Annotated in this window: 3 protein-coding genes; all 3 read right to left on the reverse strand. The window is 65.7% G+C overall.

Annotated features, from left to right (window positions below; genetic code table 11):
- The coding region (rplT, locus tag DD1DGNOD_RS19870; RefSeq protein ID WP_131770803.1) for a 50S ribosomal protein L20 at positions 1-310 on the reverse strand (310 nt) is incomplete at its 3' end.
- A gap of 185 nt (positions 311-495) precedes the next feature.
- Positions 496-690, reverse strand: coding sequence for a 50S ribosomal protein L35 (rpmI, locus tag DD1DGNOD_RS19875; RefSeq protein ID WP_131770802.1), 195 nt, complete (start codon positions 688-690; stop codon positions 496-498).
- A gap of 54 nt (positions 691-744) precedes the next feature.
- Positions 745-1,296 carry a translation initiation factor IF-3 gene (gene infC, locus DD1DGNOD_RS19880; protein ID WP_206443315.1) on the reverse strand — a complete coding sequence of 184 codons (552 nt, stop codon included), beginning with the start codon at positions 1,294-1,296 and terminating at the stop codon, positions 745-747.
- Between the last annotated feature and the right edge of the window lie 166 nt (positions 1,297-1,462).

Raw genomic sequence — 1,462 nt, forward strand, 5'->3', positions numbered from 1 at the left:
CCGGGTCCGTCACCGCGAGATCGGAGAGGATCTTGCGATCCACTTCCACGCCCGCCAGGCGCAGCCCCTGGACGAACCGGTTGTAGGTCAGCCCGTTCTGCCGCGCCGCGGCGTTGATCCGGGTGATCCACAGCTGGCGGAAGTCGCCCTTGCGGGCCCGCCGGTCGCGGTAGGAGTAGGTCATCGAGTGCAGGACCTGCTCCTTGGCCTTGCGGTACAGCCGGGACCGCTGACCCCGGTACCCGCTGGCCTGCTCCAGGACCGTCCGGCGCTTCTTCTGGGCGTTGACCGCCCGCTTGACCCTTGCCATGAGGTGGAGAACTCTCTTTCGGTCGTGGCTGTCAACACCGCGTCACGCAACACCGCGTCGCGCGGCTCCCAACCGGTGGGAGCGGCTGGCTGGAGGGCCACAGGCGGCGCGATCATGCTCTTCGTACTGCCGGAGGCCCATGCCCCTGGGTCGCTGCCCCTGGGTCGCCAGTGGGCCTGCGATGGTCAGCGCACCAGCAGCCGCTTGATACGTCCTTCGTCCGCCGGGCTGAGCGTCACTTCGTTGTACAGCCGCCTGGTGCGCCGGCTGGACTTGTGCTCCAGCAGGTGGTTACGGTTCGCCCGGCGGCGCATCACCTTGCCGGAAGCGGTGATCCGGAATCGCTTGGCTGCGCCGGTGTGGGTCTTCATCTTGGGCATCTGGAAAGTCCTGTAATAAGCGTTATGAATGATTGAGTCGTCGGTGGTTCTCGGTCAGGCCCGGGCGGCCGGCTCCGGCACGCGCTGGGGTCGGGAACCCTTGTGCGGAGCCATCACCATGGTCATGTTCCGGCCGTCCTGCTTGGGCTGGGCTTCGACATAGCCAAGGTCCGCGACGTCCGTGGACAACCGCTGCAACAGCCGGATGCCCAGTTCAGGTCGGGACTGCTCACGACCACGAAACATGATCGTTATCTTGACCTTGTCGCCGGCCCGCAGAAACCGCACCACGTGGCCCTTTTTGGTCTCGTAGTCGTGCGGATCGATCTTCGGTCGGAGTTTCATTTCCTTGATGACCGTCTGGACCTGGTTCTTACGAGCCTCGCGACGCTTCTGGTCGGACTCATACTTGAACTTCCCGTAGTCCATGAGCTTGCAGACCGGCGGACGAGCCGTCGGCGCGACCTCGACGAGGTCGAGATCGGCTTCCTGGGCAAGCTGCATCGCCTCGGCGATGGCGACAATGCCGATCTGCTCGCCTTCGGGGCCGACCAGGCGCACCTCGGGTACTCTGATCCGGTCATTGATGCGGGACTCTGCGCTGATGTGGTTCCCCTCCGTGACTCGACGCGCGGACACGACCTGCCGCTGCGGAGCCCTGCGCCCGGTCAACCCGGACACCCGACCGACACGCCGTCATACAACGGCTCGGCCGACCGGCGACCCGGCCGTTGTGCTGGCAACGACATCGGGTGGGAGGCAAGCCTCCGCT

It is taken from the genome of Candidatus Protofrankia californiensis (assembly GCF_900634765.1).
Lineage (GTDB): Bacteria > Actinomycetota > Actinomycetes > Frankiales > Frankiaceae > Protofrankia > Protofrankia californiensis.